Raw genomic sequence first — 26,540 nt, forward strand, 5'->3', positions numbered from 1 at the left:
CGCCTCCCTCAGCGCATCTTGGGGTCGAGGGCGTTGCGGACCGCATCGCCGAACATCAGGAAGGACAGCACCGTGATCGAGACCATCACCGAGGGGATGATCAGGACCGTCGGAACGTTGCGGAGCTGGTCCTTCGCTGCGGACACATCGATACCCCACGAGACCGTCGGCTCGGCGAGGCCGATACCGAGGAACGACAGGGTGGCCTCGGCGGCGATGTAACCGCCGAGCGCGATGGTGGCGACCACGATCACCGGAGCGATGGCGTTCGGCAGGATGTGCCGCGTCATGATCCGGGTGGTGGAGGCGCCGAGCGCCTTGGCGGCGACCACGTAGTCGGACTGCTTGATCGTGATGACCGAGCCTCGGGCGACACGGGCGATGGACGTCCAGCCGAGGAAGGACAGGGAGAGGATGACGACCCAGACGGAGCGCTCCTCGAAGGTGGTCAGGATGACCATGGCGCCGACGATGAAGGGAACGCCGAAGAAGACATCGGTGACACGGGACAGGATCGTGTCGATCCAGCCGCCGAAGTATCCGGCGAGCATGCCGATCACCAGACCGGTGATGGTGACCGCGATGGTCACGATCACGCCGACCATGATGGACGCGCGGGCTCCGTAGATCAGACGCGCGTAGATGGAACGGCCCTGGACGTCGTAACCGAGCCAGTCGGGGGCGAAGAAGTGTCCCCAGTTCGGCCTCTGGAGGTAGTGCTCGGCCAGGTTGGCGTCCCGCGGCGAGGCGCTGGTGAACAGGCCCGGGAAGATCGCCATGACGGCGAGCAGCAGGATCAGCACCATCGAGACGAGGAAGAGCGGGTTGCGGCGCAGGTCGTGCCAGGCGTCGGACCAGAGACTGCGCGGCTTGCCGGGCGTGGGCCCGGAGTCCGTCGTGGTCGGTGTCTGAGCTGCGGCGGCCGAAGCGTCGGTGCTCTTGGTGAGTGCGGTGGTGTCAGGCATACCGGATCCTCGGGTCCAGGACCGCGTAGAGCAGGTCGACGAGCAGGCTGCAGACGAGGTAGACGATGACGAGCAGCGTCACGATCCCGACGACCGTGGCACCTTCACGCTTGGACAGGGCCTCGAAGACGAGGGATCCGACGCCCTTGATGTTGAAGATGCCCTCGGTCACGATCGCGCCGCCCATCAGAGCGCCGATGTCGGTGCCGAGGAAGGTGACGACCGGGATGAGCGAGTTGCGCATCAGGTGGATGCCGACGATGCGGCGGCGCGGCAACCCCTTGGCGACAGCCGTACGGATGTAGTCGGCGCGGATGTTCTCGGCGACCGAGGTACGGGTGAGCCGGGCCACGTAGGCGAGGGACAGCGACGCCAGCACGATGGCCGGCATGATCAGCTCGCTGCTCGTGGGTTCGAGACTCACGTTGGGCTTGGCGATGCCGAGCTGGAACGCGAAGAAGTACTGGACGAGGAAGCCCAGCACGAAGGACGGCATGGAGATCAGCACCAGCGTCAGACCGAGCAGACCCCGGTCCCGGAGCGAATCCGCCTTCAGACCGGCGATGATGCCGAGCGAGATACCGGCGACGACCGTGAAGACGAAGGCGAAGATCGCCAGTCTGACGGTGATCGGGTAGGCGTCGGCGATGACTTCGGCGACCGGACGCTGCGTTCCGATCTGGGTCCCGAAGTCGCCCTGGAACAGGTTGCCCAGGTAGTTCAGATACTGCTGCCAGATCGGCTGGTCGAGACCGTACTCGGCCTTCAGTGCCGCGATCTGCGAAGCATCTACGTGCTGTTCACCGGCAAGAGCTCTGACGGGGTCGCCGGGCAGTGCGTACATCATCAGGAAGACCAAGAGGGTCGACCCGATGAAGACCGGGATCATCTGGAGCAGTCGTCGTGCGACATAGCGCCCCATGGGTGCCTCCGTGTGGGGATAACTGCGGCGCGGGGGCCGTCTCTTCGCAGAGACGACCCCCGCGCCTCCGGCCGAGCTGAGTGCCAGCGCGGCCGGATGACGGCCAGTTGGGGAATGACCCGCAGGCGTTACTTGACAGTGACGCCGGTCAGTTCGAGGTCACCGTGGAAGTCGACCTTGACGTTCTCGACGTTCTTGCCGTGGCCGCCGTTGATGGCGTAGTACCAGAGCGGGATGGCGGGCATCTTCTCCACCAGGGCCTTCTCGACCTCCTGGTAGGCGGCGACGGACTCCTCCAGGGAGTCGGCCTTGTCGCCCTTCGCCATCAGCTCGTCGATCTCCTTGTCGTTGAAACGACCGTTGTTCGACTCCGCCTTGGAGTGGTAGAGCTCCTTGAGGAAGTTCACGTTGACGGGGTAGTCGGCCACCCAGCCACCGCGGTAGAAGCCCTTGACCTCGTTGTTGTCACGCGCTTCGAGGTCGGTCGGGAAGTCCGGCTTGGCGTCGCCCACGCAGTCGACCCCGGTGGCGTTGCGGATGGACTCGCAGACAGCGGTCACCCACTCCTTGTGCCCACCGTCGGCGTTGTACTGGATGGTGAACTTGTTCTCCGGGACACCGCCGCCGGCCTTGATGAGCTCCTTGGCCTTGGCCGGGTTGTACTTCAGGATGTCCGAGTCGAGGGTCTGGTTGCCCTTGACCTGCGGAGGCGTGAAGCTCGTCGCCGGGATGCGCGTGCCGTTCAGGACGGTCTTCGTGATGGTGTCACGGTCGATCGCCATGGACAGACCCTGGAGGACCTTGGGGTCGATGTCCTTGAACGTCTTGGAGTAGAACGCCGGGACCAGGGTCTGGATCGCCGCGTACGGCTGGTCGATGGCGCCGTCACCGAGGTCCGTCTTGTACTTCGGCAGGTCACGCGGGCCGACCTGGCGGATCATGTCCAGGTTGCCGGAGACGAGGTCGGTGTACGCGGCCTCGACGGTCGAGTAGTTCTTGAACTGGATGCCCTTGTTGGCAGCCTTGTTCGGGCCCTGGTACTCGGGCCAGGCCTTGACCTGGATGAGCTTCTTGTGGGTCCACTTCTCGAACGTGTACGGGCCGTTGCCGATCGGCTTCTGGCCGAACGCCTTCGGGTCGTCGTAGAAGACCTTCGGCAGCGGCGCGAACGTCGCGTAACCGAGCTTGTAGTTGAAGTACGGGACCTTGTCGGTCAGCTCGATCGTGAACGTGGTGTCGTCCACGGCCTTCAGACCGGACATCTCCTTGGACTTGGGCGCACCCTTCTCGGGGTGGACGTCCTCGTAGCCCTTGATGTCGGAGAACCAGAACGCGTTCTGCTGCTTGTTCTCGACGTTGGCGTACCAGTTCCACGCGTCGATGTACGACTGCGCGGTCACGGCCTCACCGTTGTGGAACTTCCAGCCGGCCTTGAGCTTGACGGTCCACGTCTTGGAGTCCTCGGTCTCGACGGACTCGGCGTTCGTGAGAACGATCTCGCCCTTGTCGTCGAAGTCCAGCAGCTGGGTGAACAGCGACTGGATGACGTAGGAGCCGTTGCTCTCGTTCGTGTCGGCCGGCATCAGAGGCTTCTGGGGCTCGCCGACGTCGATCGAGACGTAACCGGCGGGCTGACCCGACGTGTTCTTCTTGCCTTCGTCGCTGCTGTCGCTTCCGCCACAGGCAGTCGCGGCCAGGGCGATGACGGCCGCTCCCGCGACCCACTTGGCGCTCTTGGCACCGCGCATGGGTTTCCTCCTCATGAGTCCACTTTTGACTACAAGAAGGGCACTGGAGAGATTCACCGACACCCCTGACGGTGATCGTTCAGTGCCCCGAGTGTGCTCGTGAGTCGGCACTCCCCACAGTGCGTGACCCATTGACCCGAGCTCAATGCAGCCAACTATTGAGTACGACCGGGCTGTAAACCACACTTAAAGGGTCTCGGTTTGACAACATCAGACCCTTCCGTGTGCCCGAAATCCGGACAAAGCGATCCCAGACAGACACGCCCGAAACGGACTGTTAACACATGTTCCGGAGAGCGACCCCCGATATCCGGACACCACGGTCAGGAAAAGAGATTGACGAAGGCCCGGCCCACCACAGTGTCCGTGGTGGGCCGGGCCTTCTGTCAATGCCTGTGCTGACGGTCCGTCCGAGGGGTGAACCGCCCCCGGCCGGGCCTTCGCATACGGAGCGTACGCCTCCGGCCTCCCCCGGACCCCCGGAAGGGCTCAAGGGCACCCCGGGAAGGGCTCGGAGGAGGCCCAGGAAGGGCTCAGGGACGGCTACTCGCCCTGCGTCGGCCGTACTTGGCGGGCCAGGTCAGCCGTGCTTGGCGCGCGAGGCGGCGCGGCTGCGCTCGCGCTGGTCCAGGACGACCTTGCGGATCCGCACGGTCTCCGGGGTCACCTCGATGCACTCGTCCTCGCGGCAGAACTCCAAGGACTGCTCCAGCGACAGCTTGCGGGCCGGGACCACGTTCTCCGTGGTGTCCGCGGATGCCGCACGCATGTTGGTGAGCTTCTTCTCCTTGGTGATGTTCACGTCCATGTCGTCGGCGCGGGAGTTCTCGCCGATGATCATGCCCTCGTAGACCTCGGTGCCGGCCTCGGTGAAGATGACACCGCGCTCCTGGAGGTTGACCATCGCGAACGGGGTGACCGAACCCGCGCGGTCGGCGACCAGCGAACCGTTGTGACGGGTGCGCAGCTCGCCGAACCACGGCTCGTGGCCCTCGAAGATGGAGTGCGCGATACCGGTGCCGCGGGTCTGGGTCAGGAACTCCGTACGGAAGCCGATCAGGCCGCGGGACGGAACGATCCACTCCATGCGCACCCAGCCGGAGCCGTGGTTCGTCATGGTCTCCATACGGCCCTTGCGGGTCGCCATGAGCTGGGTGATGGCGCCGAGGTGCTCCTCGGGGGAGTCGATCGTCATGCGCTCGATCGGCTCGTACGTCTTGCCGTCGACCTGCTTGGTGACGACCTCGGGCTTGCCGACGGTCAGCTCGAAGCCCTCGCGGCGCATCTGCTCGACCAGGATGGCGAGCGCCAGCTCACCACGGCCCTGGACCTCCCAGGCGTCGGGGCGCTCGGTGTCCAGGACGCGGAGCGAGACGTTACCGATGAGCTCGCGGTCGAGGCGGTCCTTCACCTGACGGGCGGTGACCTTGTGGCCCTTGCCGCCCTTGCCGACGAGCGGCGAGGTGTTGGTGCCGATGGTCATCGAGATGGCGGGCTCGTCGACCGTGATCAGCGGCAGCGCGATCGGGTTCTCGGGGTCGGCCAGGGTCTCGCCGATCATGATGTCCGGGATACCGGCGATGGCGCAGATGTCACCGGGGCCCGCCACCTCGGCGGGCTTGCGGGTGAGCGCCTCGGTCATCAGCAGCTCGGTGATGCGGACATTGGACATGGTGCCGTCACGCTTGATCCAGGTGACGCTCTGGCCCTTGCGCAGCTCGCCCTGCTCGACGCGGCAGAGCGCGATACGGCCGAGGAAGTTGTCGGCGTCCAGGTTGGTGACGTGGGCCTGGAGCGGGGCGGCCTCGTCGAACTCGGGGGCCGGGACGTGCGCCAGGATCGTGTTGAAGAACGGCTCCAGGCTGTCGCTGTCCTGCGGGACGGTGCCGTCCTCGGGCTTGGTCAGCGAGGCGACGCCGTCACGGGCACAGGCGTAGACGATCGGGAACTCGATCTGGTCCTCGTCCGCGTCCAGGTCCAGGAACAGGTCGTACGTCTCGTCGACGACCTCGGCGATCCGGGAGTCGGGGCGGTCCGTCTTGTTGATGCAGAGGATGACCGGCATCCGCGCGGCCAGCGCCTTGCGCAGCACGAAGCGGGTCTGGGGCAGCGGGCCCTCGGAGGCGTCGACGAGCAGCACGACGGCGTCCACCATCGACAGACCACGCTCGACCTCGCCACCGAAGTCGGCGTGACCGGGGGTGTCGATGATGTTGATCGTGATCGGGTCCCCGCCGTCCTTGGGGTGATACTTCACCGCCGTGTTCTTGGCGAGGATCGTGATGCCCTTCTCACGCTCCAGGTCGTTCGAGTCCATCATGCGGTCGTCGAGCGACTCGGCAGCGTGCGCGGCGAAGGAGCCGGCCTGCTTGAGCATGGCGTCGACCAGCGTGGTCTTGCCGTGGTCGACGTGGGCGACGATGGCTACGTTACGGATGTCGTGGCGCGTGGGCATGGGTGGCTTGCGCTTCTCTCGGATCGTGGGATCAGGCGTCTCAGTCGGTCTTCGAGTCCTCGTACGCCCGCCGGGCGGCACGCCACGGCTCGTCCCATCGTACGGGCCTCGGGCGCGCCGGGCCTCCCGGGCCGATCCGCGAAGGCGGTCTTCCCGTGTGATTCAGGCGATATTCAGCCGGTGTCAAGGAACTGGCGGGCCATCGATGTGGCCGGAATGCGGGCGTAGCCAGGTGGGGGGGTGAGGAGAGATGAAGCGACGAACGGCCCGGGTCAGGGCAGAAACCACACTGCCCGCCGGGCGAACCGGCGGGCAAGGGTTTTGAGGTGCATCTGAGCTTGGCGGCGGGAGGGTGTGGTAGTAACCCGCTACTTCTTGCGGTCTGCGGGGGAACCTGCTGCTTGCCGGTTCTTGAACCCGATGTCCTGGTACCGGGGGGCGGCGAAGCCGAACGCCCCGACGTTGGCGAGCTTCTTGTCGACCGCGACGAGCTGGGGTCGCTGGAAGAGCGGGATCGATCCGGCGGCGGCCCAGATCCGGGCGTCCGCCTGCTTCATCAGCTCCCGGGCGGCCTTCTCGTCCAGCTCGGCGGCGGCCTTGTCGAAGAGCTGGTCGATGTGGTCGGTGCCGACCCGGGTGTAGTTCTGCTCCACGAGGAGCGATCCGTCGGTGGCGGGCTCCGGCTTGGCGTAGATCGGGCGTCCGTCGGTGGCCGGGTAGGCGGTGGCGGGCCAGGAGTAGAGCGCCAGATCGTACGCGCCGGAGGCGATGTGGTCCTTGAAGTAGCTCTCGTCGGGGACCTTGGTGATCTCCGTGCCGATGCCGATCTTCTCCAGCATCACGGCGATCTTGTCGCCGACGCTGCGCAGCGACTGGGAGCCGGGTCCGGAGGGGAGCACGAACCGCAGGGTCAGCGTCTTGCCGTCCTTGCCGAGCTGCCCCTTGGCCGCGGCGGGCGCCGGGGCGGCGGTGCCGACGGGGGCGTACGCCCCGGCGGCTCCCCCGGGCTTCTTCTCCGGGGCGGCGACGGTCCCGTCCTCACCGAGGACACCGGCCTGACGGAGCAGGGCGGTGCCCTGGGCGCCGGCGGTCCGTGCGGGGGCCAGGACGTGGACGGCGGAGGCACTGCCCACGGTGGCGGGAGCGGGGGCGCCGGGCTTGTTGTCGTCGCCGACGATGTAGAGGCCCTCGTCGCGGGAGGCGGCGCTGTCCTCCGAGTCGCGGTCGGCGGATGCCTGGTCGGCCTTGTCTCGCTCGGCGGCGGCTTCCTTGTCGGTGCTGCCCTTGTCGGTTTCCTTGTCGGTTTCCTTGTCCGTTCCCTTGTCGGCTTCCTTGTCGCTGCCCTTCTTCGTGCCGTCCTCCGCGTCCTTCTTGGTGCTGTTGTCCTTGTCCTCCTCGTCCCCCTTGTCCTCCTTGTTGTCCTTGCTGTCCTTCTTCTCCGCCTCGCTGCCCGCCTTGGTGTCCTTGGGCGGCTCGGCAGCGCCGCCCCGGGTCCAGCCGGCGTCCGCCAGCAGGGCCTGGGCCTCCTTGGTGTTCTGCTCGCCGAGCGCCCCGCTGCCGTCCTGGTAGCCGGGCTGCCCGGCGAGAGCGAGGTGGCTGCCGAGGGGCTTCGCCGGGAGGCCCAGCGGCCCCAGCACGGTCCGGGCCAGCTCCTCGCGGTCCAGGGCGCGGGCCACGGCCCGGCGGACCCGGTCGTCGGCGAGCGGGCCGGACTCGCCGTTCAGCGCGAGCTGGGTGTAGGCGGGCTCCAGGGACTTGCGGACGACGAAGTCGCGCAGGGCCTTCTGTTCCGCGGCGTACGCCACGACGGCCTTGCGGTTCTTCTCCCGGGCGGCCTGCGCGATCTCCGCCACGTCCTCGTCGGAGCCGTGCGCCTGCGCCCAGGAGCGCAGGGCCTGGGCGGGCGTGATGTCGGAGCCCGGGCCGTGGTTGAGGGGCTGGCCGTTGTTGCCCCGGTCGCGGCGGGCGAGCGCGATCCGGTCGGCGGTGGCCGCGTCGATGTCGGCGACGTCCACCGTGCCGTCGGCGAGTGCCTGGGTACGGTCCTTCGCGGCGACCTCGCGGAAGACGAGGGTGTCCAGCTTGGCCCTGTCGCCCCACCAGCGCGGGTTGCGGGCCAGCGTGACGGTGCCTTTGGACTTGCTCACGCCGCGCAGGACGAAGGGCCCGGCGGTGTTCTTCAGGGTGGTGCGCGCGCCGTCGTTGAAGGCGTCCGGCGACCCGGTGATCTCCTTCGGGTAGAGCGGCGAGAACAGCGCGCGCCAGTCGGCGTACGGCTTGGAGAACGTGACCCGCACCTGGAGGTCGTCCGCGCCCCGCTCGATCTTCTCGATGCGCTCGTACCCGGCGTTGCGGGCGGTCCAGAACGCGGAGTCCTTGCCCCGGAGCGCCCGCCACTGGGCGACGAAGTCGGGGGCCCCGATCTCCCGGCCGTCGCTCCACACCGCCTGCTGGTTGAGCTTGTAGAGCACGACCTGCCTGGGCTCGCGCTCGATGACCTTCGCGGACTCCAGGTAGTCCGGGTTGAGCTTCGGCCGCCCCGTCCGGTCCATCGGGAAGAGGGTCGGGAGCAGGGCTCCGGTGATCCGGGTGGTGGCGCTGTCCGCGTCCGCCTGGAAGGCGTTGAAGGTGGCGGGCAGGGCGTCGACCGCCCAGTTCACCGTGGACCCGTCGGCGACCGTCTCGCGGGCGGCGGGCGCGATGTCCTGGGGTACCCCCCGGGAGGTCTCCTCGCCGCCGGAGCTGCACCCCGCCAGCACGGGGATCGTGAGCACCCCCGCCGTGAGGAGCGCGAGCGATCGGCGCTTTCGAACCGTCCCGCGCGGGACGCCGACGTGGGACATGGCTGATACCTCCGGGGCCGGCCCGGACCACCCCGTACCGGAATGGACCGGATAGTGCGTATGTGGTGGCATTTGCAGTTGATCACACTGATTCCTTCCGTCCACTGAAATCGCCCCCTCGCGCGAGGGGGCGCAGACACGACGGCCGGGAGGCACAAGCTCACCCGCCCGGAGGAACGTCCCGCCCGCAACGGCCGTCCGGGCCGCCCCTCCGGTACCGCACGGCCCGCACGCCCCGTCCGGCACCGGAGGGGCAGTTCGGGCGGCACCGGCGGGGCAGTCGGCGTGACCCGGCCGACCTTGCCCCTCGCGCGGCCCAGGACCTAGGGTGAATGCGCTTTCACGAGTCTCGTGATCGCATCGTCCGGCGGGCAGCCCGCCGGGCCGGAACCAGCAGCCGCACCCGCACCGCCGGACGCGGGGCCGCGGAAGAAGAAGCGGACGGACGGTGGGTCCAGTGAGCGCCCCCACGGTGTACGACGTCGCCGAGCGGGCGGGCGTCTCCATTGCCACGGTCTCCCGGGTCTACCGGAACCCCGATTCCGTACGCGCCCAGACCCGCGAGAAGGTCATGGAGGCGGCCCGCGAGCTGGGGTACGTACCGAGCGGCAGCGCCCGGGGGCTGGCCAGCCGGACGACGGGCGTGCTCGGGCTGTGCTTCCCCGACTACGCGGACCCGGACGCCGAGTCCGCGGCGGCGGCGAGCGAGGCGGACGACGACCAGGCCGTGATGCTCTACTCCGACCAGATCATCCGGGGCATGGAGCGGGCGGCCCGGCGGCACGGCTACGCCCTGCTGATCGCGGCCTCGCTGGACGGCGGCCCCGAGAGCCTGGTGGCGAAGGTCGCCGGGCGGGTCGACGGCTTCGCCGTCCTGGCGCGGACCGTGCCGACGGCGGACCTGGAGGTGATATCGCGCCGACTGCCGGTGGTGATGCTCGCCGGGCCCCGCGAGATCGACCACCTGGACCACATCGTGGTGGCCAACACCGAAGGCGAGCGCGAGCTGACCCGCCATCTGATCGAGGACCACGGGCTGCGCCGCCTGGCGTTCGTCGGAGCCGAGGAGGAGTCGCCGGACGCCCAGGCCCGGTTCCGGGGCTTCCGGGAGGCGTGCCGGGACGCGGGCCTTCCGGTGCCCACCCGGCCGGAGGTGTGCGCCGGGATGATGACGCAGGCCGAGGGCGCGCTGGCGGCGGACGCCCTGCTGGACCGGTCGGAGGGTACGGGGGTGGAGCGGCCGGAGGCGATGCTGTTCGCCAACGACCAGATGGCGGTCGGGGCGCTCCAGGCGCTGGAGCGGCGCGGAGTGCGGGTGCCGGAGGACATCGCCGTGACCGGGTTCGACGGCATCCCGCTGAGCCGGATCGTGCGCCCGCCCCTGACGACCGTCCGTCAGCCGATCCGCCGGCTGGGCGAGGAGGCGGTGGAGCTCCTGGTCCAGCGCCTGGCCGACCCGGGCCGCGCCCCCGTCTCCCTGGAACTGCCCGTCTCGGTGACCCGCCGGGCGAGCTGCGGCTGCGGCTGACCCGGGCGTTCCGGGTGCTTTTGTCCGCACATATAAGCCGCGTATCTCACCCCGGGTGCTGATTCGGGTCTGGGAGGGCACAAGCACCTCCTACCCGAGGAGGCTGTGGTGAGCGACAGAACGGGACTGGGCGCGGTGCTGACGGCCGCGCGGGATTCCGCGCCGGTGCATTCGCTCGATGTGGTGGCGCGTGATCTGCGCGCCCGGTTCGGCGCGCGGTACGTGTCGTTCCTTTTCGTGGACCTGGTCGGCAGCCGTCTGCTGCGGGTCAACGACATGGACGGCGCCTCCCGCGAGGGCCGGACCGAGAGGGTTCCGCTGGCGGGCAGCGGCATCTACGACAAGGTGCTGCGTTCCCAGAAGCTGGTGCAGGTGGAAGAGGACGGGCAGGGCCAGCGGGTCCTCGCCCCGGTGACCAACCGCGGTGACGCCATCGGCGTACTGGAACTGTTCCTCGACGCCGTCACCGAGGAGGTGCTGGCTCAGGTCGAGGACGCCGCGCACGCGCTCGCGTACATCATCGTCACCGACCGCCGCTTCACCGACCTCTACCACTGGGGCAACCGCACCACGCCGGTCAGCCTGGCGGCGGAGATCCAGCGCCAGCTCCTGCCCTCCGCGCCGTCCTGCGACGCGGCCGAGTTCGCCCTCGCCGGAGCGCTGGTTCCGGCCTCCGACATCGCCGGGGACACCTACGACTACAGCCTCGACCACAGCGACCTTCACCTGTCGGTCACCGACGCCATGGGGCACGACGTCAACGCTTCGCTGATCGCCACCCTCGTGGTGAACGCCTCGCGCGGCGCCCGTCGCTCCGGGGCGGAACTCGCCGAACAGGCCCGCCAGATGCATCAGGCACTGCTTGACCACGGAAACGCCACCTTCGCCACGGGGCAGTTGCTGCGCATCGCCCTGGACGGGGGCCGTGCCCAGTTCGTCAACGCCGGCCACCCCGCGCCGCTCCGGCTGCGCGACGGCTCGGTCGAGGTGATCGCCCCGCGGGTCGACATGCCCTTCGGCTTTCCGCCTCAGGGGCCGTACGAGATCCAGGACCTGGACCTGCGCCCCGGTGACCGTCTCCTGCTGTACACCGACGGCGTGCAGGAGCGTGAGTCGGCGTCGGTCGACCTGCCCGAGACGCTGCTGCGGACCGCCGCCGAGCACCCGCGCGAGGTCGTCCGCACGATCGTCACCGCGGTCGCCGAGGCCTACGGCGGCCGCCCGCCCAAGGACGACGCCACCGTCCTGTGTCTGGACTGGCGCGGCCCCCGGAGCGAGCCCGGCGCACCGGACGCCTGAACCCGGGCCGGGGCGGCGGCCGGACCCCTCAGGCGACCCTGTCCCGGGCCCCGGCCCCGCAGGCAGCGTGTCCCAGCCCCCGGCCCTCAGGCACCACGCCCCAGCCCCCGGCCCCGCAGGCACCGTGTCCCGGCCCCGGCCCCTCAGGCGACCGGGGCCAGCCGCTCCCCGAAGAACCGCGTCCGCCGCGCGTCCAGCTCCGCCGCCTCGGCCGCCATCCCCCGGTACGCGAAGTGCCCCGCCGTCAGCACCTGGAGCTCGCGCTCACCGGCCAGCGCGTTGTGTACGGCGAACTGCCCCGGCGGCGGCACCGACGGGTCGAACAGCGCGGCCGCGACCAGCGTGGGCAGCGTCAGCCGGGTCGCCGCCGTCGCCGCGTCGAAGTAGCGCAGAACGTCCGTGACTTCGGGGTGCTCGCGGTGGTGCGCCCGGACCGCCTCGCCGCTGCCCGCGCAGGGCAGGGTCAGCCGCAGCGGGTGGTTGCCGAAGGTGGGCACGGTGAGCTGGGCCGCGCCGAAGCGGTCGTCCCAGGGCAGCGCGAGGGCCCCGAGTCCGCCGCCGAAGCTCTCGCCGACATAGCCGAGGCGGGGCCCGCCCGGCAGGCCCGCCGAGGCCAGCTCCGGCACCAGCGCCGCGAGCGCGGAGGCCGCGCACCACAGGTCGGCCACGCAGTCCCCGATGACGTACGAGTCGCGGGAGCCGATGCCGTGCAGGACATGCGCGTCGGCCACGTCCGGGATGGGGTCGACCCGGCTCCGCTCCCCCATGCCCCGTACGCACGGCAGGATTGTCGCGGCCCCGGGCAGCGGCGCCGGCAGGTCCCGGCCGGCGTCCCGGCGGCCGCCGTACCCGTGCCCGACGACGAATCCGTACCGCACAGGGCCCTCGGCGGGAAGGGCGAGCCAGCCGCCGAGCCGGACGCCGCCCACGGAGGTGAAGGCGACGCCGTGCACGCGGACGCCGTCGCGCTCCTCCTCCACCGGACCGAGGACCGGTCGCGGCTCCACCGCACGGGCTCGCGCGTACCGGCCGCGCCAGAACGCGTCGAAGTCGTCGGGGGCGGGCGGGGCGGGGATCTCCAGCAGCGCGTCCGGCGCGTCGTACCCGTAGGCCGGGTCGAACGGGAAGTCGTGGGAGAACGCGACGGGTGAGGCCATGCCGCGAGAGTAGACGCCGACCACGCAGGCGCAGGCCGCAGGGCCGCAGGCCCGGAGCGACGAACCGGTCACATCGCCTGTTGTTCCACAAACAGCACGTTTACGGTTCAACAACAGGGCGCCGAGAGGCCGGACGCCAAGGCGCCAGGATGCCGGGCGACAGGACGCCGGGATGCCGGGCACGTTGCACGAGTGTGACCCAGCACCCTCTTGCGGATTCGCGAGCGGCTGGCGCAGAGTGATGTATGCGCTTACAGGCAGCGCATACATAGCGCACAGCGCAGCATCCGGAATGCTCAAGGAGGAGCCCTCCCATGTCCCGCATCGCCAGAACCGCTCCCGCCGGCATAGCGCTCGCCCTCGCCGTGACCCTCTCCGCCTGCGGCTCCTCCGGCGGCGACGTCGCGGCCGGCGAGAAGCAGACGCTCACCGTGTGGGCCATGGGTGCTGAGGGCGAGAAGCTCGCGGACGTGGCCGAGGTCTACGAGAAGGCCCACCCGAACATCACCGTGAAGGTGACCCCGATCGGCTGGGACGTCGCCCACCAGAAGCTCGTCTCGGCCGCGGCGGCGGGCACACTGCCCGACGTGGCGCAGATGGGCGGCAGTTACCTGGGCGAGTTCGCCGAGCTGGGCGTGCTGGAGCCGGTGGACACCGAGGTCTTCGACAAGAAGGACTTCTTCCCGGCGGGCTGGGAGCAGGGCGAGGTGGACGGCACTGCGTACGGAGTGCCGTGGTACGTCGACACCCGCGTCCTCTACTACCGCACGGACCTGGCCGAGAAGGCGGGCGTGACCAGGGCCCCGGCGAACTGGAAGGAGCTCCAGGACCTGGCGGGCGCGTACCAGAAGAAGGCCGGTACGAAGTGGGGGCTCTCCATCCAGCCCAGCGGCATGGACACCGTGCAGAACTTCTACTCCTTCCTGTACTCGGCGGGCGGCGAGATCGTCAACGACCGGGGCGAGGCGGTCATCGACAGCCCGCAGGCGGTCAAGGCGCTCAAGGAATACGGCAGTTACTTCGACAAGGGGCTCTCCAACAAGTCCGTCCAGCCCGGCTACGACGTGGTGAAGGACTTCGGCAACGGCCGGGTCCCGATGTTCTTCGGCGGCCCCTGGCACGTGACGCTGCTCAACGAGGGCCAGCCGCAGATCAAGGGCAAGTGGGCCATCGCGAACGTCCCGGCCGACGCCTCCTCCACCTCCATGGCCGGCGGCTCCTCGCTCGTCGTCTCGAAGGACAGCGAACACAAGGCGGCGGCCACCGAGTTCATCCAGTACCTGACCGACACGAAGGGGCAGGCCGACTGGTACGAGCGGACGAAGGACCTGCCCGCCAACACCTCCGCATGGGAGTCCGGCGTGCTCGCCGACGACGCCGACCTCCAGATCTTCAAGAAGCAGATGGACACCGCCAAGTCCTCGCCCTCCCTGGCCAACTGGACCGAGATCACCGACAAGGTGGACCAGGCCATCGCCAAGGTGACGCAGGGCAAGGCTTCCGCCGAGGACGCGCTGAAGACGGCGCAGTCCGAGATCGAAGACCTCGTGAAGCAGTAGCCATGGGCACCTCGACCACCACGACCGAGAAGGCCGCAGGGCCCGCGAAGGCGGGGGCGGCGGGCCCGTCCCCCGCCCCCGCCCCGGGCGGCGGCCGCCGCAAGCGGACGCTGGGCATGCAGAACGCGGCGGGCTGGCTGTTCTCCACTCCGTTCCTCGTCCTGTTCGCCGTCTTCATGGCGTTCCCCATCCTCGCCACGCTGGCGATGAGCTTCACCGACTTCGGGCTGCGCAATGTGACGCGCCCGTGGGAGGCGGAGTTCATCGGACTCGACAACTACGTCGAGCTCTTCGGTGACGAGAAGTTCCTCAAGTCCCTTTTCAACACGGGTTACTTCGTGATCGTGGGCGTACCGCTGACGATCGGGCTCGGACTGGTCGTCGCCGTCCTGCTGAACAACGGGATCGACCGGGCGCGGACCTTCTTCCGGGTCGGCTTCTACGCCCCCGTGGTCACCACGATCGTCGCGGTGGCCGTGGTCTGGCGGTTCGTGCTCGACCCGAGCGACGGGCTGATCGCGGGCCTCTTCTCCGAAGTGGGCTGGACCGCACCGGACTTCCTCGGCTCCGAGACGCTGGCGATGCCGTCGCTGATCGTCATGGCCGTCTGGCGGAACGTCGGCACGGTGATGGTGCTGTTCATCGCGGGCCTCCAGGCGATACCCACGGAGGTGCGGGAGGCGGCGAAGCTGGACGGTGCGAGCGTCTGGCACGAGTTCCGGTCCATCACGATCCCGCTGCTGCGCCCGACGGTCCTCTACGCCACGGTGATCACGACGATCGGCTACCTCAACGTGTTCGAGGAGCCGTTCGTGATGACCCAGGGCGGACCGTCCGACTCGACCCTCACGGTCTCGCTGAACATGTACCGCGAAGGGTTCAACTTCTTCCACATGGGCTACGCGAGCGCGATGGCGTACGTCCTGTTCGTGGTGATCATGGGCATCACGGTGCTCCAGCTCCGACTGCTGAAGGACAACACGAAATGAGCGCCACCAGCAGCCCCAACGCCCCGGCCGAGGCGCTGGACAAGCGGTCCCCCGGCACCCGGAGCATCACCCGGCCCCTGGTCCACGTCCTGCTCTCGCTCGGCCTGCTGGTCATGTCGGCGCCCTTCCTCTGGATGGGGATCTCCGCCTTCAAGACCCAGAGCGAGCTGTCGGCCAGCCCGCCGGTGTGGATCCCCACCGAGTGGACGCTGACCAACTTCCGGCAGCTGCTCGACAAGCTGGACCTGCCGCTGTACTTCATGAACTCGGTGATCGTGGCGGTCCTGGTGACCGTCTCCAACCTGGTCTTCTGCTCGATGCTCGGCTACGCCCTGGCGAAGCTGAACTTCGTCGGCCGCAACAAGATCTTCGGCCTGGTGCTCGGCGCGCTCATGGTGCCCGGCAATCTGATGCTGCTGCCGCTGTTCGTGCTGATGAGCAAGTTGCGACTGATCGACAGTTACGCGGGTCTGGTGCTGCCGTTCGCCGCCGGGGCCTTCGGGGTCTTCCTGATGCGCCAGTTCATGCAGTCGATCCCGGACGAGCTGCTGGAGGCGGCCCGGATGGACGGCGCGAGCGAGTGGTACATCTTCTGGCGGATCGTGATGCCGCTGGTGAAGCCCGCCCTGGCGACCCTGTCGATCTTCACGTTCCTGGGTTCCTGGAACAACTTCGTCTGGCCGCTGATCGCGACCAACGACCCCGACAAGTACACCCTCCCCGTGGCCCTGGCGACCTTCGCCACCGACCCCAACAAGGCGGGCGGCTCCAACGGGATGCTGATGGCCGGGGCCTTCCTGATCGTGCTGCCGGTGCTGGTCGTCTTCATCGCGCTGCAACGGCACTTCACCCAGGGCATCGCCACGGCGGGCATGAAGTAGCGCCCCCGCCACAGCACTCCACGTGCGCCGAAGCACCCCACGTGCGCCGGAGCACATCCCGTACAGCCGGAGCACTTCCCGTACGAGAGGCCGCGCTCCACCCCTGAACGCCCGCGCGGCCACACCCCACACCACCACCAGAAAGACATGTCGCGATGACGAACACCCCTGCCCCGAACCAGCCGACGCCGGCCTCCGTACCGTTCCCCGAGGGCTTCCTCTGGGGCGCTTCCACGGCCGCCCACCAGATCGAGGGCAACAACACCGACTGCGACTGGTGGGTCAAGGAGCACGCCGCCGGCACCCACATCGCGGCACCCAGCCTGGACGCCTGCGACAGCTACCACCGCTGGCCCGAGGACATGGACCTGCTGGCCTCCCTCGGCTTCACCGACTACCGGTTCTCCATCGAGTGGGCCCGGATCGAGCCGGTCGAGGGCCGCTTCTCGCGCGCCCAGCTCGCCCACTACCGGCGGATGGTGGAGGGGGCGATCGAGCGCGGCCTGCGCCCGATGGTGACCCTGCACCACTTCACGGTGCCGCAGTGGTTCGAGGCGCGCGGCGGCTGGACGGCCGAGGGGGCGGTGGAGCTGTTCGCCCGGTACGTGGCGGCCTGCGCCCCGGTGATCTCCGAGGGGGTCTCCCACGTCTGCACGATCAACGAGCCGAACATGATCGCGGTGATGGCGGGCCAGGCCAAGCGCGGGGACGACAGCTTCCCGCCCGCCGGCCTGCCCACCCCCGACGACGAGACGACCGCGGCCGTCATCGCCGCCCACCACGCGGCGGTGAAGGAGGTCCGGGCCCTGGACGCGGGCATCCAGGTCGGCTGGACCATCGCCAACCAGGTCTACCAGGCCCTCCCCGGCGCGGAGGACGTCACCGCCGCCTACCGCCACCCGCGCGAGGACGTCTTCATCGAGGCGGCCCGCGGCGACGACTGGATCGGCGTGCAGTCCTACACCCGTACGCGGATCGGCCCCGACGGACCGATTCCGGCGGCCGACGACGTCGAGCGGACGCTGACGACCTGGGAGTACTACCCGGGCGCGGTCGGTGAGGCGCTGCGCCACACGGCCGAGGTCGTCGGGGACGTCCCGCTGATCGTCACGGAGAACGGCATCGCGACCGCCGACGACAGCCGCCGGGTCGACTACTACACGGGCGCTCTGAACGAGGTCGCCTCGGCGCTGGAGGACGGCCTCGACATCCGGGGCTACCTGGCGTGGAGCGCGCTGGACAACTACGAGTGGGGCACCTACAAGGCCACGTTCGGTCTGATCGCGATCGACTGGGAGACCTTCGAGCGCACCCCGCGCGAGTCGGCGAAGTGGCTGGGTTCGCTGGGCCGCACGCGCGAACTTCCGCGCGCCGCAGCGTAATCGCGGCGCCTCCCGAACCCCGGGGGACGCCACGACCCGGCGTCTCCCGCCCCTCGGGGGACGCCCCTCACACGGGGAGCCACCTGACGGCTCTCCCTCCGGCTCGGGCGCCGGCGGAACCTGACGACCGCCGGCTCCCGAGCCGCCCGCACGAGCACGGGCCGCGCTCGACCGGAGGGTGATCGTCGCGGCTCTCGCCCGGGAGCTGCGGCCGGGCCTGCCGCAACGCCCTTCCCGCACAGGGGTTTTCGGGAGCCGGGTGCGGCCGCTGCCGGAGTCGTTCTCGGTCCGCGGTGGCGGCGCGGCCCGTCTCTTGTGGTGGGCGTGCGGCCCTCGGCGAGGGCTCTGCACTCAGCACCGGGAGCGGGCAGCGCGGTTGCGGGCCCGGCAACCAGCGGCCCCGCACACTGCAGGAAGCGGGAATGCCGGGAGCGGGTGGCGCCTCCCTACCCTGGCGGCGCATCCGGCAGAACGCCTGCCGGACCGAGTCCGGGGGTGGGTGGCACGGTGTATTCACTGGTCTGGGGAGCGTTCGCGACAACGCTGGGCTGGGTCCTCGCGACGGACGTCCGGGGAGCCGCACACCGCTTCCACGCGTTCACCCACGCCGCCACACCGTTCAGGGGACCCGGAGCGCCCGTCGTGGGCGTCGGCTTCCTCCGCCTGGTGGCGGGGATCTTCGCCCTGATCGGTCCGATCGTCCTGGTCTCCGGACTCCTGGACCTGTGGCGCGGAGAGGCGGAAGGCTTCAGGTCGCCGCCGGTCAGCGGCTGGTTCGTCCTGGTGGAAGCCGTGATCGTCGGCGCCGTCCTGTGGAGCGCCTGGCGGCGGTCCGGTTTCCTGCGCCGCCAGTGGGGCGCGGGCAGCGTCCTGTGGCGCACGGCGGCCGCAGGAGTCACGGCCTCCGTGGGCGTCTTCGCCGCGCTGCTCGCCCTCGGCTGGGGAACGTGGCTGCCGGCCCCCTGGCTGCTGGGCGGTCTGTGCGGCATCACCCTGCTGCTGAGCGGTCCGACGGGCGGGCCGTCGGACGGCTGAGCGGGCTCTACCCCGCCCCGATCCCCTCCAGCATGCGCCGCTGATGCTCGCGCCCGAGCGTCTGGTAGCCGATCACGGTCACGAAGGGCGCGAGCATCACGACGATCAGGCAGACCGCCGGCGGCGCTCCCGTCACGGCCAGCAGGCACCCGGCCAGCAGGACCGCCAGGGTCAGAGCGATCAGGAGCAGGTGGAAGCGGTCGGCGGCCGAGAGCAGCAGGGTGTGCAGCAGGTAGACCACCAGGAGATAGAGGGCCACCGGGAGGGCCAGAGTGAGGACGACCGTCGTCTTGGGGATCTCCGTGTGGTGTTCCAGGTAGAGGCCCGCCACGTGCAGCCCGGCCCCGGCTCCGGCCACGCCGATGAACAGCGGGATGTGGCCGTAGCCGAAGAGGTAGCCGAGGTTGCGGCGGCGCTCCAGGACCTTGCCGAACGGGGTCGTGAAGTAGACCCACCACATGCCGAAGGTCAGGCCCACTCCGGCGACCACGACGGCGATCGCGTTCCCGGTCCAGGCCGTGCCGTCGGCCCCGCCGAGCAGTTCGCCCGACGAGGCGACCGTGCCGACCACGCTCTCCCCGAGCACGATGATCGCGAACAGGCCGTACCGCTCGGCCATGTGATGCGGGTGCCACGGCGTGCCGCCCGCAGCGCCCTGGGCGAAGACGGGCAGGGCCAGTTCCAGTACGCCGAGGACGACGAACGCCGCGAACACGACGTAGGCGGGCAGTCCGACGAAGGCCAGGACGACCCACCCGACCTGGGCGATCACCGTCCAGCGGATGTTGGCCAGACACACGCCCCGGAACTCGGGGGCCTCCCGGGCGGCGCGCGCCCACTGGCACACCATCGCGATCCGCATCACGACGTACCCCGCGACCATCGCCCGCAGTTCGAGGTGGCCGCTCGTCGACGGAGTGGAACATCGCCGGGAGACCGAGCGAGAAGACGACGACCCCGATCATCTGGAGCATCGTCAGGACCCGGTAGAGCCAGTCGTCGGTGGCGAAGGCCGAGGCGAACCAGCTGAAGCTGATCCAGGCGACACTGATCGCGAACATCGCCATGACGAACGCGGTGACCGCGTGCGCCAGGTGCCCCTCGGCCAGGAGCTCGGCGAACTGTGACGAGGCCGTACCGACCGCGACGACGAAGGTCAGGCCGAACAGGAGCTCCAGCGGAGAGGCGGCCCGGCCGCCCTCCTCGGGGTCGCGTGCGGTCATCGGGAGGAGCCGCCACCGCGACCGGCCGGATGGATCGGACCTGCCGCTCTTGTCGCTTGTACCACTTTCGGGGTGTTCTGGCATGCGTGCCATCATCCCGACACCGGGCCACCGCGACCGGGAATCACACGCCGCCACGGGGCGCGAGATGGGGGTGCTCCTGAGCGAGCAGGGCGTCCACGGCCACCAGCGTCGGATCGACGATGGACCGAAGCTCCACCCACCCGCCTTCTGCCGGCCCCGGGCAGAAGGCGGCTCCCTACGGCTTCCGCTCGTCGGTGACCGCTGCGGGCAGCGGCGAAGCACCGCCGTGGGCGGTGCAGACCTCCTTGCCCCCGTCCTTGATGACCACGCAGGCCCGGGCGGCCGCGGGGTAGGGGGCTTCGACCATCGGTGAGTAGGTGTCCCGGTCGTAGGTGATCGCGCGGGCGGCCGAGTGGTTGTGCTGCCCCTCGACCCGTGCCGTGTCCCCGACCCGGCCCTCGGTGATCCTGGCCCACGCGGCTCCGCAGCGAGGGCTGTAGCGCAGTTCGAGGTGGATTCCGTCGACCTTCTCCGCCGCGGCGGTCCACACCCCGATATGGCACTCCATGCCCTGGGCGTCCTTGTTCCGGCATTCGAACCCGGTGCACTTCGCGGAACTGCCTCTGGACGTCGGCTCCCCCTGGCTCTCCGGGGCACCGACGAGCATGCCCGCGAGCAGTCCGGCGGCCATCCCGGCTCCGGTGGCTGCCCCGACGATGAGGCCCCAGCGCCGGGGCCTCCGGCGTGCGGCGGCGGGGGCGTGAGGCGCGGGCGACTCCGTCTCCGGGGCCGGGGACGCCTCCTCTCCCGCCACCGGATCGGTCTCGGGACCGGTCTCGGCGGTATCCGTACCGGCATCGGGATCCTGGCCGGCCGTGGGCGACACCTCGGCGACGGCGTCCCCCGGGGTCGTTCCGTCCGGCTGCGACCGGCCGCGCTCGGCGATCTCCAGCAGAAGGAGCAGACGGTCGGGTTTCATCTGGACCGCCTGGGCGAATTCCCGCACCGCCTGCCGGGGCGGCAGTGCCTTTCCGCTGAGGTAGCGCCCCCACGACGACTTGCTGTAGCTCGTCCGGTTGGCGAGCGTGGCGAGGGTCATTCCGCTGCGCCGACGCAGCAACCGGAGTTGTTCAGTCAGAAGTCCGGCTTCCCGGGACGGCTTCCCGGCCCCGGGTCTCCCGGCCTGTCCCGCCATCGCTCGTCCTCCCACGCTGTGTCCCCTGGTCCAGGCTCTGTTGACGTGTCCCGCTTCCCATCATGTCCCAACCGGTCCCACCGCTCTAGCGGGCACTCTCGTCCCGGCACGAGCATCTGTCGAGCCGGCCCGGCACGTATCCGGCGGGCCTTCACAGACAGACGGAGACAGTTGTGGCGGATGCCAAAGTCCTGGAAGCGCAGAAGTGGGTCAACCGCACGTACGGGGGCGTGCCCGGCTACCAGCGCTGCGCCGAGGACGGGCAGACGGGTTGGGGCACCATGTACTCCCTGACCATGGGCCTCCAGCACGAGCTGGGCATCAGCCCTCTCGCCGCGGCGTTCGGCCCCACCACCCTTGCGCGGCTGACCTCCTACGGCACGATCAAGCAGGGGCACGCGAACGCGAATATGAACAACCTCGTCCAGTACGCCCTGTTCTGCAAGGGCTACTGGGGAGGCGACGGCGACGGCGTCTTCGGTGCCGCCACGAAGGAAGCCGTCATCAACATCACCCTGGACATGGGCGCGCCGGACTACGAGGGCAGGGTCACCCCGAAGGTGTTCAAGGCGCTGCTCACGATGGACGCGTACGTCGTCCTCGCCGGCGGCACCGATGCGATCCGCACGATCCAGCAGTGGCTCAACCGGACCTACCTCAACAAGTCCACCTTCTTCATCGGACCGTGCGACGGCCACTACTCCCGTGATGTGCAGACGGCACTCATGAAGGCGATCCAGTACGAGATCGGCATCCCCGAGGACCAGGCCAACGGGAACTTCGGCGCGGGCACCCAGGCTGGGCTGAGGGCCAACACCCTGGCGCAGGGCGACACCGGCACCCTCGTGAGGCTCTTTTCCGCGGCATGCGTCTTCAACCAGCCTGTTCTCCACGAGGGCGAGACCTATCGCACCGAGTTCAAGGACACCTACGACGCCGCCCTCGCCGAGTTCGTCAAGGCGTTCCAAGGCTTCTCGATCCTGGGTGTGAACGGGCGGGCCGACTACCCCACCTGGGCCCAACTGCTGGTCTCCACGGGGGATCCGGAGCGCGACGTCGACGCCTGCGACACCCGCTTCACCATCACCGCCTCCCGGGCACGGGCCCTGGCCGCGGAAGGGTACACGTACGTCGGGCGCTACATCTACGACCCGCCCGGCAGCACCCTGGACAAGGAGATCCAGCCGGGCGAGCTCGACAACATCTTCGGCAACGGTCTCCGCGTCTTCCCGATCTACCAGGACAACGCACGGCAACTCGGGGACTTCAGCCACAGCACCGGCTACCGGCACGCGCGGGAAGCACATGAGCGCGCGGTCGGCTACGGGTTCAATCGAGGCACGGTCATCTATTTCGCGGTCGACTACGACGCCACCGACCCGGAGATCACGTCCCACATCATCCCCTACTTCCAGGGAGTCGCCGCCGGGCTGGCTTCCAAGGGCAAGCGGTACGTGCACGGCGTCTACGGGTCCCGCAACGTGTGCGCGCGGATCACCGACGCCACGTATGCGCGCTGGTCGTTCGTCTCCGGTATGTCGTGGGGCTTCTCCGGGAATCTCGGGTTCCCCCTGCCGGCCAACTGGGCCTTCAACCAGATCAAGGAGTTCCGCTTCCCCAACGGCTCGGACTCCTTCGACCTGGACAACAACGCCCACCGCCCGCATACGGACGAAGGCCAGAACCGCGTCAACAGCACCGTCTCCCCGTCCCAGGACTTCATCACGTACGTCGCAACGATCTACGGGTACGCGCTCCGCTACGGGAAGGGGAACCCGAATCAGCTCGTCATGGAGTACCTCCGCCACAAGTCGTACGACGACGCCCTGTGGACAGGTCTCATCGGCGGGACTGACAAGGACTTCATCCAGATGGTCTACGGCACGCACGGCGCACCCGCCTTCAAGCACAATTTCGTCGACAGCTCCACGGGCCAGGAGATGGGCGTCGAACACCTCATGGCCACCTGCAACGGTCATTTCCGCTACCCGAAGCCCGTTGACGCGCAGCAGGTCAACCACGGGGACGTCGCGGGCTGGGGCGGCGACCTCATCACCTTCTACGCGGAGTGGCAGCACGACCGCGAGAGTTACGCCTCCGGCTATCAGTACTGCGTGGAGCGGCTGGCGAAGACCGGAATCCCGTCGACCTTCGGCTACTCGGACCTCCTGGAGGACGCGGACGGCTATCTGATCGCCCAACGCGTCAGAGAGGGCGCCAACATCGCCGACGCGGTGCAGCACCACTACGGCAGCGGGGGGAACAACGGGCGGTTCCGCGACTACCGCAGCCACCGCTTCGGGAGCAAGGCGAACACCGAGGCACTGGCCCGGGCCATGCTCACGACGAACAGCCCCGTCATCGCGGCCGGACGAACCTTGCTCATCAAGAGGACCGGGGGCTTGGGAGCACTACTGCCCGAGTCGCTGCCCGCAGCCCAACTCAACGACTTTCTCTCCGGGTTCACCGACGTCCTCCACGGAATGGCTGGCTGACCATGCGCATGTCCCACGACAGAGAAGGAGCGGACCACCGGTGAACCAGCACGGGAACGCCGCACCGCACACACCTCTCCACCGCCGCCAGGTCGTCACCGGCTTCGCCGCGATCGGCGGGGCGGCCCTGTGGTCCGCCATCGGAGGCACCGGGTCGGCCGTGGCCGCTCCGACGGCCGGACGGGCCGCGACCACCGCCTCATCGGCCGCACGGTGGAGCGGCACACACAGCGCCAACGGCTGGCCGGTCGTCGAGCGTACGCCGGAGCACCGGATCGGAGGAGCGGGCGGAACCCGCGTGTCCTGCCTCGGCGGGGACGTCGCCACCGTCCTGCTCCACCTGGTACGCCGCTACCACTACGAGGTCCGCGCGATCGGCCCCCGGGACGTCACCGGGCACACCACGGACCGGGTGGTAGGCCCGCCGTACGAGAGCAACCACCTCTCCGGTACGGCCATCACCCTCTTCCTGGCCCTCCACCCGACGGGAGCGAAGGGCAACGTCTTCCCTCAGGCTCTCGCCACGCTCCGGGACATCCTGGCGGAGCTGGACGGCGTGGTGGCGTGGGGCGGCGACCAGAAGCACGCCAAGGAGTCCCATTTCCAGATCGACGTCGCCCCCGGGGACAAGAAGCTGGCGGAGGTCGCCGCGCGCGTCGGGGCCTGGGACCGCCGCCCCGGTGCCGGTGCGGGCGTGGTCCCCGACGTCTTCGCGCCCGGGCGACGGACCCACGCGAGGGACCTGCGCAACCGCCAGAACCAACAGCACCGGCGGAACCGCTAGGAGTTCCGGCCTACCTCACCCGAGTCGCTCAACAGCGGGCGGCTCCGAACGGAATGAAGGAGTCTGTATGCGCACCATGACGAAAGCACTGGTCAGTGTCGTCACAGCCGCCGGAATAGCCGCCGGCGGCCTGGCCGCCGCGGGCACCAGCGTCGCGGCGGTTCCGGAGAGGAGCCCGGCGGCGAGTGCGGAGGCGATCGCCCCGCTCTCGTGGAACAACCTCGGCCTGTCGACCTCCGACGCCAAGAGCATTCAGGGTAAGTACCTGAGGCATTACGGCTACAACGGAGCGATCGACGGGCTGCTCGGCACCAACAGCTGGAAGGCGATGCAGCGCCTCCTCAAGGACACCCGGGACTACAGCGGCACGGTCGACGGAATTGTCGGCCCCCTCACGGTGAAGGCGTTGCAGCGCTATCTCAAGCGGTGGCATCGCTACACCGGCGCGATCGACGGAATCGCAGGCCCGGCAACCACGGCGGCCTTCTCGCGGATGGCCCGGGTGACCTGAGCCGAACTCGAACGCCACCCGGAGCACGCACAGTTCACCGTCCCACCCATCGAAGGATGAAGATGCGCAATCGAACCATCGCGTCCCTGGCCGCAATGGCGTCCGCCGCGGCAACCGTCATCACCATGACCGCCACACCGGCCAACGCCTACGGCCAACTGATCGTCCTGGACCGTGATTCGGCGGTGACGGACTACTGCCCCTGCAACTTCGGCGACGACATCGACGGAACCGAATTCAAGTACGACGCGGGCGGCGCGGGAACCAAGATCGTCCATGGAAACGCCAGCGGATACGCGGTAGCGAAGGTCGAGTTCCACCCGTACGACGAGATCGTCCTGATCTATGACGTCGCGAACGACGGCGACACCTTGTACTACAAAGTGGACTTCGCTGGTGACGGCAAGGCGGGAAAGCTGTACTCGGCTCCGGGAACGTCCAACATCTGGGATGTCAATAGGCTGAACTTCAACATGCCGGAGAACGTGACGGTGACGATCACGGTGTACGACGACAAGGCGATGAATGAGAAGGTCGCCCAGATCTCCGGCAGAACCTGATCTCGGTCGGCCCGCTTCCGGCAACGCGGTGACGGCCCCGACCCACGGCCGGGGCCGTCACCGCATGCCTGCTCATCACAGGCAATCGCGGGGCGCGAGATGCGGGTGCTCCTGAGCGAGCAGGGCGTCCACGGCCACCAGCGTCGGATCGACGATGGACCAGTCGTGGGCGGAGGGGTGACCGGCGAACAGCCCGCACGCGTCCTCGCCCCCGGGGCCGACCGCACCGCACCAGCCCAGCTCCGCCAGGATCGCCCGCTCGCCCCTCCAGCGGGCCCAGACGGCGGTGCGGTTCGCATCGTTGTCCCACAACGCCACCGCGTGGTCGCCGTCGTGGCCGGCGGCCAGCTCGCAGAGAAGGTGTCCGGCTTCCGGGCGGCTGCCGCCGTCGGCAGCGGCGAGGCGGAGCACGAACTCCGGGGGCGGCAGCAGGGTTACGGCAGTGCACTGGTCCATGGGGCGGGAATCCTCCGGTCGTCGCCGTCAGGGCGCGTCGGTGTCGGGAACATCAGGTACGTCGGATACGTCAGAGGCGCCGGGTGCGCCGGGTGCGCCGGGATCGCCGTCCTCGGAGACGAGTCGCCGGACCTCGCTGTGGACGTGTTCGGCGATGAGGTCGCCGAGCGGGTCGGTCACGGAGAAGGAGTGCGGCCCGGGGTGGTGGTCGAAGTACGCGCACGGGGTCACCGTGCGGGTCGCCGGCTCGCGGAGCACGGCAGGGCACAGACGCAGCGTGTCGAGCCGGTGGACGCGGTGGGCCCCGGTCCCCGACCAGAGGAGCCACAGGTCCTGGTCGTCCGGGGTGTCCGCGGTCCACAGGTGCGCGGCGTGTTCGGCCCGCTCGTCGTGGTCGCCGAGCTCGCACAGGACGAACTCCTCCGGCTCCACGGCATCGGGTGGGTGCTCGGGCCCGCCCTCCATCGTCGCGAGCGCCAGCAGCGCTTCCGCGTACGGGACTTGGGTCACGGCAGTGCATTGCAGCACG

Annotated in this window: 20 protein-coding genes and 1 pseudogene; 11 read left to right on the plus strand and 10 right to left on the minus strand. The window is 69.3% G+C overall.

The annotated features are described in order from the left end of the window. Positions 1-8: 8 nt before the first annotated feature. The 5 genes from IE145_RS00800 to IE145_RS00820 form a co-directional block, all read right to left on the minus strand. Positions 9-965 carry an ABC transporter permease gene (locus tag IE145_RS00800; RefSeq protein WP_189517850.1) on the minus strand — a complete coding sequence of 319 codons (957 nt, stop codon included), beginning with the start codon at positions 963-965 and terminating at the stop codon, positions 9-11. Beyond that, positions 958-1,887 carry an ABC transporter permease gene (locus tag IE145_RS00805; RefSeq protein WP_189517852.1) on the minus strand — a complete coding sequence of 310 codons (930 nt, stop codon included), beginning with the start codon at positions 1,885-1,887 and terminating at the stop codon, positions 958-960. Before IE145_RS00805 ends, IE145_RS00800 begins: the two co-directional genes overlap by 8 nt. Positions 1,888-2,015: 128 nt before the next feature. Continuing rightward, on the minus strand, positions 2,016-3,635 hold the full coding sequence (locus tag IE145_RS00810; protein WP_189517854.1) for a peptide ABC transporter substrate-binding protein: 1,620 nt from the start codon (positions 3,633-3,635) through the stop codon (positions 2,016-2,018). Positions 3,636-4,215: 580 nt separating this feature from the next. Beyond that, positions 4,216-6,090 carry a translational GTPase TypA gene (gene typA, locus IE145_RS00815; protein ID WP_006127336.1) on the minus strand — a complete coding sequence of 625 codons (1,875 nt, stop codon included), beginning with the start codon at positions 6,088-6,090 and terminating at the stop codon, positions 4,216-4,218. 368 nt (positions 6,091-6,458) lie between these two features. Next, positions 6,459-8,933 carry an ABC transporter family substrate-binding protein gene (locus IE145_RS00820; RefSeq protein ID WP_189517856.1) on the minus strand — a complete coding sequence of 825 codons (2,475 nt, stop codon included), beginning with the start codon at positions 8,931-8,933 and terminating at the stop codon, positions 6,459-6,461. A 457-nt stretch (positions 8,934-9,390) separates the two neighbouring features. Between IE145_RS00820 and IE145_RS00825 the strand changes: the two genes are divergently transcribed. Continuing rightward, positions 9,391-10,461, plus strand: a complete 1,071-nt coding sequence (locus IE145_RS00825) for a LacI family DNA-binding transcriptional regulator (RefSeq protein ID WP_189517858.1) — start codon at positions 9,391-9,393, stop codon at positions 10,459-10,461. A gap of 105 nt (positions 10,462-10,566) precedes the next feature. Further along, positions 10,567-11,760 (plus strand): PP2C family protein-serine/threonine phosphatase, encoded by a 1,194-nt coding sequence (locus IE145_RS00830; protein ID WP_189517860.1) that lies wholly within the window; start codon positions 10,567-10,569, stop codon positions 11,758-11,760. Between the two features lie 143 nt (positions 11,761-11,903). Here IE145_RS00830 and IE145_RS00835 read toward each other — a convergent pair whose 3' ends face one another. Next, positions 11,904-12,917 (minus strand): acetylxylan esterase, encoded by a 1,014-nt coding sequence (locus IE145_RS00835; RefSeq protein WP_189517862.1) that lies wholly within the window; start codon positions 12,915-12,917, stop codon positions 11,904-11,906. A gap of 314 nt (positions 12,918-13,231) precedes the next feature. Between IE145_RS00835 and IE145_RS00840 the strand changes: the two genes are divergently transcribed. The 5 genes from IE145_RS00840 to IE145_RS00860 all read left to right on the plus strand — a co-directional run bounded on the left by IE145_RS00840 (position 13,232) and on the right by IE145_RS00860 (position 18,763). Next, positions 13,232-14,476 (plus strand): sugar ABC transporter substrate-binding protein, encoded by a 1,245-nt coding sequence (locus IE145_RS00840; RefSeq protein WP_189517864.1) that lies wholly within the window; start codon positions 13,232-13,234, stop codon positions 14,474-14,476. Between the two features lie 2 nt (positions 14,477-14,478). Next, the gene (locus tag IE145_RS00845) at positions 14,479-15,465 is read left to right on the plus strand and encodes a carbohydrate ABC transporter permease (RefSeq protein WP_189517866.1); all 987 of its coding nucleotides are present in this window, start codon (positions 14,479-14,481) and stop codon (positions 15,463-15,465) included. Further along, positions 15,462-16,346 (plus strand): carbohydrate ABC transporter permease, encoded by an 885-nt coding sequence (locus IE145_RS00850; protein ID WP_189517868.1) that lies wholly within the window; start codon positions 15,462-15,464, stop codon positions 16,344-16,346. The genes IE145_RS00845 and IE145_RS00850 overlap by 4 nt, the downstream gene beginning before the upstream one ends. Before the next feature lie 155 nt (positions 16,347-16,501). Continuing rightward, positions 16,502-17,728, plus strand: a complete 1,227-nt coding sequence (locus tag IE145_RS00855) for a glycoside hydrolase family 1 protein (RefSeq protein WP_189517870.1) — start codon at positions 16,502-16,504, stop codon at positions 17,726-17,728. A gap of 507 nt (positions 17,729-18,235) precedes the next feature. After that, positions 18,236-18,763, plus strand: a complete 528-nt coding sequence (locus tag IE145_RS00860; protein ID WP_189517871.1) for a hypothetical protein — start codon at positions 18,236-18,238, stop codon at positions 18,761-18,763. Positions 18,764-18,770: 7 nt separating this feature from the next. Here the strand turns inward: IE145_RS00860 and IE145_RS00865 are convergent. Further along, positions 18,771-19,986: pseudogene (locus IE145_RS00865) on the minus strand (low temperature requirement protein A). A 259-nt stretch (positions 19,987-20,245) separates the two neighbouring features. Next, positions 20,246-21,205 carry a helix-turn-helix domain-containing protein gene (locus IE145_RS00870; protein WP_268246791.1) on the minus strand — a complete coding sequence of 320 codons (960 nt, stop codon included), beginning with the start codon at positions 21,203-21,205 and terminating at the stop codon, positions 20,246-20,248. A 173-nt stretch (positions 21,206-21,378) separates the two neighbouring features. Here IE145_RS00870 and IE145_RS00875 point away from each other — a divergent pair, with 173 nt between their 5' ends. The 4 genes from IE145_RS00875 (at position 21,379) to IE145_RS00890 (ending at position 25,555) form a co-directional block, all read left to right on the plus strand. Then, a complete protein-coding gene (locus IE145_RS00875; protein ID WP_189517875.1) occupies positions 21,379-23,700 on the plus strand; it encodes a glycoside hydrolase domain-containing protein in 2,322 nt (773 codons plus the stop codon). A 40-nt stretch (positions 23,701-23,740) separates the two neighbouring features. Next, the gene (locus IE145_RS00880; RefSeq protein WP_229825155.1) at positions 23,741-24,484 is read left to right on the plus strand and encodes a hypothetical protein; all 744 of its coding nucleotides are present in this window, start codon (positions 23,741-23,743) and stop codon (positions 24,482-24,484) included. A gap of 67 nt (positions 24,485-24,551) precedes the next feature. Continuing rightward, the gene (locus IE145_RS00885) at positions 24,552-24,995 is read left to right on the plus strand and encodes a peptidoglycan-binding domain-containing protein (RefSeq protein ID WP_189517877.1); all 444 of its coding nucleotides are present in this window, start codon (positions 24,552-24,554) and stop codon (positions 24,993-24,995) included. Between the two features lie 62 nt (positions 24,996-25,057). Further along, positions 25,058-25,555: a hypothetical protein gene (locus IE145_RS00890; protein WP_229825156.1), complete on the plus strand. Its 498-nt coding sequence runs from the start codon at positions 25,058-25,060 to the stop codon at positions 25,553-25,555. 75 nt (positions 25,556-25,630) lie between these two features. Here the strand turns inward: IE145_RS00890 and IE145_RS00895 are convergent, their stop codons facing one another. Then, complete coding sequence (locus tag IE145_RS00895; protein ID WP_189517880.1) at positions 25,631-26,011, minus strand: hypothetical protein; 381 nt, start codon at positions 26,009-26,011, stop codon at positions 25,631-25,633. A 27-nt stretch (positions 26,012-26,038) separates the two neighbouring features. Further along, positions 26,039-26,539, minus strand: a complete 501-nt coding sequence (locus IE145_RS00900) for a hypothetical protein (RefSeq protein WP_189517882.1) — start codon at positions 26,537-26,539, stop codon at positions 26,039-26,041. Position 26,540 lies beyond the last annotated feature (1 nt).

Source organism: Streptomyces sindenensis (genome assembly GCF_014649035.1).
Lineage (GTDB): Bacteria > Actinomycetota > Actinomycetes > Streptomycetales > Streptomycetaceae > Streptomyces > Streptomyces sindenensis.